General features: G+C 48.9%; 7 protein-coding genes. 3 read left to right on the top strand and 4 right to left on the bottom strand.

Translation table 11 applies throughout. The annotated features are described in order from the left end of the window. Positions 1-96: 96 nt before the first annotated feature. The 3 genes from HMPREF3090_RS04465 to HMPREF3090_RS04455 all read right to left on the bottom strand — a co-directional run bounded on the left by HMPREF3090_RS04465 (position 97) and on the right by HMPREF3090_RS04455 (position 4,140). Positions 97-576: a GNAT family N-acetyltransferase gene (locus tag HMPREF3090_RS04465; RefSeq protein ID WP_067972604.1), complete on the bottom strand. Its 480-nt coding sequence runs from the start codon at positions 574-576 to the stop codon at positions 97-99. A 148-nt stretch (positions 577-724) separates the two neighbouring features. After that, positions 725-3,427: an FtsX-like permease family protein gene (locus tag HMPREF3090_RS04460; protein ID WP_230080831.1), complete on the bottom strand. Its 2,703-nt coding sequence runs from the start codon at positions 3,425-3,427 to the stop codon at positions 725-727. An 11-nt stretch (positions 3,428-3,438) separates the two neighbouring features. Further along, complete coding sequence (locus tag HMPREF3090_RS04455) at positions 3,439-4,140, bottom strand: ABC transporter ATP-binding protein (protein WP_067972609.1); 702 nt, start codon at positions 4,138-4,140, stop codon at positions 3,439-3,441. A 128-nt stretch (positions 4,141-4,268) separates the two neighbouring features. Here HMPREF3090_RS04455 and HMPREF3090_RS04450 point away from each other — a divergent pair, with 128 nt between their 5' ends. Next, complete coding sequence (locus HMPREF3090_RS04450) at positions 4,269-4,859, top strand: TetR/AcrR family transcriptional regulator (protein ID WP_070486046.1); 591 nt, start codon at positions 4,269-4,271, stop codon at positions 4,857-4,859. A 98-nt stretch (positions 4,860-4,957) separates the two neighbouring features. Then, positions 4,958-5,722 (top strand): SDR family NAD(P)-dependent oxidoreductase, encoded by a 765-nt coding sequence (locus HMPREF3090_RS04445; RefSeq protein WP_067972615.1) that lies wholly within the window; start codon positions 4,958-4,960, stop codon positions 5,720-5,722. 985 nt (positions 5,723-6,707) lie between these two features. On the opposite strand, the gene HMPREF3090_RS04440 is transcribed toward HMPREF3090_RS04445, so the two are convergent. Next, the gene (locus HMPREF3090_RS04440; protein ID WP_070486120.1) at positions 6,708-7,892 is read right to left on the bottom strand and encodes a uroporphyrinogen decarboxylase/cobalamine-independent methonine synthase family protein; all 1,185 of its coding nucleotides are present in this window, start codon (positions 7,890-7,892) and stop codon (positions 6,708-6,710) included. A 123-nt stretch (positions 7,893-8,015) separates the two neighbouring features. Here HMPREF3090_RS04440 and HMPREF3090_RS09955 point away from each other — a divergent pair. Next, on the top strand, positions 8,016-8,307 hold a 292-nt coding region (locus HMPREF3090_RS09955; RefSeq protein ID WP_246818691.1), incomplete at its 3' end, for a LysR family transcriptional regulator.

Here is an 8,307-nt window from a genome sequence, read left to right as displayed (position 1 = left end):
GGACCAACTTCAAAGCTCCACTCCTGCTCAAAATTAGGATTGCATCCCAACTACTATCGCTTAAATAATTCTATTAGTTATCACCACGTGTCCTACTTAAAGATCCCGGTACATGACATAGATATTACAGTAAGTCCCGTTCTTCAGCAGGAAGCCATTGGGGATAGTTCCAACAATTTGGAAACCGTTCTGGGTATAGACCTTGAGGGCCGCGTAGTTGATGGCGACCACAGCATTGTACTGCATCCCCTTAAAGCCCAGCGCCTTGGCTTCTTCCAAGGAAGCTGCCACCAAGCTAGAGAAGAGTCCCCGCCCGCGGAAGGCCTTATTCATACAGTAAGAAGCATTGGCTACATGCCCACAGCGGCCGATATTGTTGGGCTGGAGGGTGTAGAAACCAGCCACCCTGTCCCCTTCCTTCAAACAAGTCACCGCCGATTTATGGCTCAAATAATCCGCAAAGCCTGCTTCGCTATAAAGATCTGTCCCCGGAAAAGCCAGACCATCCTCAAGCACATCGTTCCAGATGGCCGTCATCTGCGCAATATCTTCGTCTTGATAGGCTAATACTTCCATTTTCTTACCTCTTTCTCATATTTTACTCATTTATTATAGAGGATAAGTTTCCCTTTGCCTAGGGGGATTTTGGACTTAGCCCATGACATTCAAAAAAAATCCAAGGCCTTTTTGATCGGTCCTTGGATTTTGATTCAAAATTTAACTTTTATTCAACGGAGCTCAGTGCTTCTAACATGTCCACCTGTTTTAGGCGGTGATTAATCACTAGGGCTAGAAGCAGACTGATCACAGCTACCAGCAGACTCGGTATGAGGAAAGGGCGAGCGGTGAGGGCCGGATTAAACATGACATCGGCTGGGGGCAACATATGGATGATATAGCGGTGGAGCCATTCGCCAATGCCGAAGCCAAAGAGAATGCCAAATAAGGTCAGGATAATGGTTTCACGGTAGATATAAAGAGTGACTTCCCTATCATAGAAGCCTAGCACCTTAATGGTCGATAATTCTCGCATCCGCTCTGACACATTGATGGTGGTTAGATTATAGAGAATCACCGCTGCTAGGATTCCAGCCACCAAGATGAGAACCTTCATAATCTTATCAAGGGAATTCACAATGGTTCGAATTTGATTTTGTAGGCTGGTATTCTGAACAACTCCCTTGACCCCATCGATCGCCATAAAATCGGCCGCATAGTTTTCCGTATTTTCTTGCCCCCTGTCCTTTAAGTTGACAAGCTGGGCATTACTTTGGAAGTCCTCGCCAAAAATATTGGCATAACCCGCTTGGTTGGTGAAGATAAAGTGGCCCATATACATTTCTGTAATAGCTGTTACCTTCATTTCATAAGACTTGTGCTTACTGTCTTCTAAGGTCAGCACATCACCTGGCCCGACGTCTAACAATTGGGCCAGACGTTCTGAAATAATGACGCCATCCTCTTCCAGGCTCAAATCTTGACCAGTTTTTCGGTTGATGAGCTGCACATAGCGATGGAAATGGGCAGGGTTTTCTGGAACGATCAAGTGGAGCGTTTGTTGGTCTTGGTCAGACCCTGCTGTCTTAGTCAATTGCTCATAGTGGATGCGGTCATGATTAGCTACCCCCTCCCCGGCTAGTAAGTCCGAAATCGCTCGCCGATCATCATCTGACACCTGATCTGCTTCAGCTACAATCATCTGATACTGGATCAAGTCATTAAACTGCCGGTCGTTAATCCCCCTGATAGAGTCTTGGACAGCTAGACCCGCGAAGAGACAGGCCACCGCCCCAGCTACCCCAAAAATCGTCATTAGCATTCGCTGCTTGTAGCGGAAGATATTGCGGGCTGTAATCTTTTGCATAAAGCCCAAACGATTCCAGATGCCAGGAAAATGCTCCAAGAAAATCTTGCTTCCAGCTTTGGGCGCCTTAGGCATGAGGAGCTGGGCAGGCTTTTCCTTTAATGCTCGCCAGGCTACGATATAGGCAGGTAAGACCGCACAGAGGAGGGCTAAGACTAGGGCCAGTAAAGAAATGGGCCAGTAAAAATGCAGTTGGATCCGAGGCAGGGTAAAACCCGTGCTATAGGCATTGTAAGCAATCAGCGGTAAGAGGCTATGCCCCAGAGCAATCCCTAGGACAGACCCTAAGAAGCTGGACAAGAAACCGTAGACGACAAACTTCTTCACAATATCTCGTCTGCCATAACCCAAGGCCTTGAAGGTCCCTGACTTGACCCGCTCTTCATCGACAAAACGTGTCATAGTGTTTAAAGTCAACAAGGCCGCCACAAAATAAAGGAAGATGGGGAAAATATTGGCCAGAGCGTCCACAATATGAGAAACCGATCCATAAATTCGATAACCCTCTCCCCCCGGTATCTCACGGCGGCTATTGACCGTATAGCTCGGCAGGTCCAATTGGTCTAAGCTCTCCTTAGCCTCTGCCAAGTCTTTAGTCTTTTGGTCGATCTCGGATTGAGCAGCTTGGAGGCGGTCTTCTCCCGCTTTCAAGGCCTTTTCTTGGTCGGCTCCAATAGCTAGGTTTGCTCTACGGGCCCGGTCTAAGTCTTGCTTGGCCTGGTCTAAGCGCTGACTTTCCTGGTCTAGCTTCTTTTGCGCTGCCTTGATGCTTTGCTCAGAGGCTTCTAGCTTCCCATAGCCTTGGTCTTGGATCTCCGCTAGACGCTCCTCGGGCCGGTCTGCCAAGGCCTCCGCCACCTGGTCCTTGTGCCTTTGCACTTTGTCAGTATAGGCTTGGCTATATGGATCTAAACCTTCTAAATCTTCAAAACTCATCCGGGCTAACATATAAAGCTCAGAGTCAAAAGCATCTTCGGCTAAGAGTCCATACCCCTTGAGCGCACCTGTTCCAGCCGTGGAAGGGCCACGGTTAATGTCAGAAAGAATCTCACTGGAATAAACGAAGCCCGTCAAGATATAACTGTCCCCCTTGAGCACTTTCTGCCCAAGCGGATTCTTAGCTTCATCAATTTGAATCCGGTCTCCGATTCGGTAATCTCCACGGTACGAGCCATCCAGGGCAATTTCATCCGCTTTTTCAGGTAAGCGACCTTCCAGAACTTCCGCCTGAGACAAGCTATCCGTCTTTGAAAAAAGCCGTAAACTCTCCTTATCCCCTTTGAGCGTGACATCCTTCAAATAGCCTGCTTCGACTTCTTGAAGACCATCCACTGCTTGCAAATGATCCAAGTCCTCTTGGTTGAGACCCAAGGAGCCGATCACTGTCAAATCCGCAGCATTCAAGCTTTCAAAATATTCCCTTCCCGTCTGCCGCATATCAGGACCCGTCACTTTCAAACCAACTAAAGCAAAGGAGCCAATTAACATCAACATAAAAATTGAGATAAAACGGGCTTTGGACTGACGGATAGACCGCCAGATTTCCTTCCATAATGTGCGCATCCTTTCACCCCCTACCATTCAATCGTCGCAATATCTGCAGGGCTATCATTTAGCTCAACCGTCTCAACCTTGGCATCCCGCATCCGGATCACCCGGTCGGCCATCGGAGCTAGGGCTGCATTGTGGGTGACAATCACGACCGTCGTCCCCTCGTTTCGACACTTATCTTGGAGAATTTGGAGGACCTGCTTGCCTGTTTGATAGTCCAAGGCTCCCGTTGGTTCGTCACAGAGCAGAAGTTTGGGCCGCTTGGCAATCGCTCGGGCAATCGACACCCGCTGCTGCTCCCCACCTGAAAGCTGGGAGGGAAAGTTTCCCATCCGCTCATCCAAAGCAACTGACTGAAGGACCTCAACTGGATCTAAAGCATCACTGACAATTTCAGTAGCTAATTCCACATTCTCTAAAGCCGTCAGATTAGGCACTAAATTATAGAATTGGAAGACAAAGCCAACCGCCTCTCGCCGGTATTGGGTCAAGGCCCTGGGACTATAATTTGAAATGTCCTGACCATCGATCAGGACCTGGCCCTCGTCATTGCTGTCCATACCAGCCAAGATATTTAAGACAGTTGACTTACCCGCACCTGATGCCCCTAGAATAATAGCTAGTTCTCCCTTTTCAACTTGAAAGGATACCTGGTCATTAGCCACAATACGGTGATCACCCATCTCGTAAAACTTGGAACTCTTTATCATTTCAATATAAGCCAATCTTGCTTCCTCCTTAATATAAACAACGTGTTGATTTAACTACCTAGCCAGTATAAAATGAAGGCAAGTAGAAAACAATCATCAATATCAACAATCTGTTGATTTAAGTAAAGAAAGGATACCTAGCCATGAAAAGACAGACCGCAAGTAAAGATAAAATCAAAGCAGCCTTTATCGACTTAATCCATGACGTTGGCTTCAACAGCCTCACTGTTAGCGATCTTGCCCGTCGTTCCGACATCAACCGTGGCACCTTCTACCTTCACTATGTGGACAAGTACGACCTGATGACCCAGCTTGAAGAAGAAATTATGGACGAACTTGAGACGATTTTCTTTAAAGAAGAATATAAGCAAGCCCAGGAAATAGACGCACTCAGCCTCATCCCCTATGCTGCCATCCTGGAAGCCCTCCAATATGTTGAAAGTCAGTTCACCCTCATCCAAGCCCTGGCTAGCCCCCAAGGTGATCCCCATTTTATGAGTAAAGTTAAGGATATCCTCAGCCGCTTATTGACCGCCAAATTGGAGGCGAGTAAGCACCTGAACTTTCCTCCCAAAGACCTCCCCCTCCCCTATGCCAAGGAGGTCCTCCTATCCAGTGTAGTCAGTATCATCAGGCTCTGGATCCAGCGCGGGGGCCAGGAAAGCCCCGAAGATATCGCCCAATTCATTGAGCAAGCCAAACGCCTGCCACCTTATCAGCTGATCACTAGCTAAGTTCAATAAGCAGAGAAAACCTTTTTATTTTGACCAGTATTGTCTCGCGGAAGATGCTATACTTGTCATTAAGTAAAGAAATAAAGGAGTTGTTAGAGATGACGAGAAACAACCAAGACAAGGTCGCACTAATTACCGGAGGCGGTTCGGGACTAGGGCGCGACATTGCGGAAGCCTTCTGCCAGGCCCACTACCAGGTGGTCATTACCGGACGAACGGAAGAAACTTTAGCCGCCACAGTTGAAGACTTTAGTAAAGGCTATGAAGCCAAGATCCATTACTTTGTTGCCGATGGGGGCGATGAGGACCGGGTTCAAGAAGTGGTCTCAAATATCGCTGACAAGCTGGGACGGATTGATGTCCTGATCAACAATGCCCAAGCTGTCAACACCGGCATCGCCCTGGAAGACCAGACCCTTGACGACTTCCGCCTGGCCATCAATTCAGGGCTCTACGGGACTTTCAATTATATGAAGGCCTGCTTCCCCTATCTAAAGGAAAGTAAGGGGAGCATCATCAACATGGGGTCCGGTGCAGGCATCACGGGCATGGCCGGCTTCGCCTCCTATGCCGCAACTAAAGAAGCCATCCGCGGACTCACCCGGGTTGCCGCAACCGAGTGGAGCCAGTACGGCATCAATACCAACGCCATCTGCCCCGCTGTCCTCACCCCAGCCTTCGACGAATGGTCGAAAGAACACCCCGAAGAATACCAAGCCGTCCTCGCCAGCGTCCCCGCTCGAAAATTCCCCGACGGCATCACCCACGTCGGCGGCACCGCCCTCTACCTCGCCAGCCCCGCCGGCAAAATGCTCACCGGCCGCACCCTAGATATCGACGGCGGCCAAAACCAAAGACCGTAAAGGAAGGGTGAGAGCAAGAGCGTTCAGCTTTGGATGCTTGGAGTAAGTTGGAATAAGGGCAAGCCCCGCTTGCACGTTTCCAACTTGCGAAAGCACTCCAAAGCTGCTCTTGCGAACCCAACTAGGAAGGGGGTGAGCAGAGGCACTCAGCCCTAACCCCCAATCAAAGCTACCGAGTGTGGATTGACAAGCCCCAACACACAGTCAAAAGCACCAAGTGTGGGTTACCGATACCCAGCCCCCAATCAAAAGCTCCGAATGTGGGTTGACAGCGTTCAGCACCCAAACGAAGCCGCTGAGTGTGGCTTGCCGACTCCCACCCCCCAATCAAAGCCACTAAATGTGGGTTGACAGCCCACCCCAACTACACAGGCTGTGCGCAAAAACGACACAGCTCAGCAAAAAAATCTACAAACAAAAAGGCTGGAAAATTAACTCCAGCCTTTTTGACTATCAAAAGCTCCCCAATAATAAAGAGGAGCTCGATATAAAATATTTGGTAAGCCATAAGCATACAATTTAGCAATTAAACAAGATTCACTTGCCATAGTCTTGTGATCAGGGATTGCCCTCTGAAATTCAAGGACCAAATTCAACAGCGGAACGGATGCTCACCAGAACCATCCACTTTTTTCACTACTTATAAAACAAAAACAGAGGTAAATTCGGACTTTTTAATAAAACTAGAATTATAATATTTATTTGCTATTAATATCGTGAGCAGGAGTGGAGCTTGAAAGTGATCGTTAACCGTGACCCAGCAAGCGAAGCGAATTACGGAGCGTAGGCGCCAGCCGTACGAACCGTTTGAGTCTCGCTAGGTGAGGGACCTTGGCCCGAACCGGTGCTATGCTTTAGCCGTTGGAGCTTTAGCGACTTACGGATAAAGTACAAGACGGCTTTAGCCGTGTTGATCCGCTAAACATTTAACGATTACTTTCAAGACGGAACGTATGCTCACTAACACCAGTCATTTTTAAAAAACCTATTCCCCAAAGAACCGGTAAGCAATCTCATGACCTTGGTCAATCTTCGCCCACTGCTGGTCTTCCGTTAACTCATTCCCGCAGTCGCAAGAAGCAAAGCCACACTGGTGGGAGAGGTAAAGCTTGTCTTTGGGAATATATTTCGTTGCTTCTTCTAAGAGGCGGATGGCACGGTCGGCATCGTCCAAGCCTGCTGTCTTCGAGGATAGGGCTCCGACAACTACCTCAACATCGGGGCGGTCTTCGAAAGCCTTGAGGGCAGAGAGAGAGCCAGCGCGTTCGTCATCCCATTCCAGGTAGAAGCGGTCATAGTGTTGGCGGGCTAAGAAATACTTGGCAACTTCGGTATAAGCCCCGTCAGTGAAGGCCCGGGAAGCATAGTTACCGCGGCAGTTGTGGCCGTAGACTCTGAGCCCCAGTTCATGGGCATAGTCCGCTACCGCATTGTTCAATTCGATCAATTGACCCGCTAATTCTTCCTTGGAGTAGTTTGACCCATCGAAGTTTAAGGATTCCAAGCGAATTTCATCGTCATCGCCCACAAAGCTGGACCAGACGCAGTCGTCGATCTGAAGGATAGTCGCTCCCGCTTCCGCATATTCTTTGACGAATTCCTTGTAGGCTTGGGCCAGGTCATGGCGGAATTCAGCCAGGTCAGAATAGAACTTCCCTTCCCCAATTTCACCGAGGGCCAATAATTCAAAGTAGAGGTGGCCAGGTGCGAAGATGGTGTGTTTAACCGCCACATCCTCTGGCGCAAGTTCCTTGACCAGCTTGAAGTGGTCCACGAAAGGATGGTTCTTGCCCGATAATTTACCGGTCACATGGAGGCCGATGTCACGACGGGTCTCATAGTCCTTCTTGTTGCCCGCTTCATCTTCTTCATAGAAGTGGTAGCCGGAATCATTGATATAGCGGTCAATCCCCGCCAAGCCCCAGGCGAAGTCCAAATGCCAGAGCGAGCGTTGGAATTCCCCGTCAGAGATTTCCGTCAAGCCATGGGCCACTTGTTTAGCCACGATGTCCTTGACCGCTGCTTCTTCCGCCTCCTTGTAACCTGGCAGGTCATTGTAGAAGGGATAAGTAATGTCGTCACGTTTTTCAATTTCATTTTTATATTTCAGGAGTTCTTTTGGCCGTAAGAGGGATCCTACCGTTAAGAATCGTTTGGAAAAAGTTGTCATATCAATCACTCGCTTTCTTGACTCTTACTATACGCGATGGGCGGAAAATTTTGAAATATCTATTTACAAGAGCTAGGTATAGCAGTAGACTATAGCCAATACTTTTCCTTAAAGGAGGCCACCATGCGCTTAGAAGACTTTAAATATTTTCAAACGGTTGCTAGCGAACTCTCCCTCAGCCAGGCAGCCAACAAACTCTACATCTCCCAGCCCTCCCTGTCCAATGCCATGACCAAACTGGAAAAAGAGCTGGACGTCACCCTCTTCACCCGGAGCTCGCGCGGCATCTCCCTGACCACGGACGGCGAAGAATTCCTCCAATATGCCAACCAGATCCTCGAACAGATGCACCTGGTGGAACGCCGCTACTTCGACAAGGAACCCCCAGCCCTGCCGATCTTCTCCATCGTCTGCC

Source organism: Aerococcus sp. HMSC23C02 (genome assembly GCF_001806805.1).
Classification (GTDB): Bacteria; Bacillota; Bacilli; order Lactobacillales; family Aerococcaceae; genus Aerococcus; species Aerococcus sanguinicola.
This window is presented reverse-complemented; position numbering and strand designations above follow the sequence as displayed.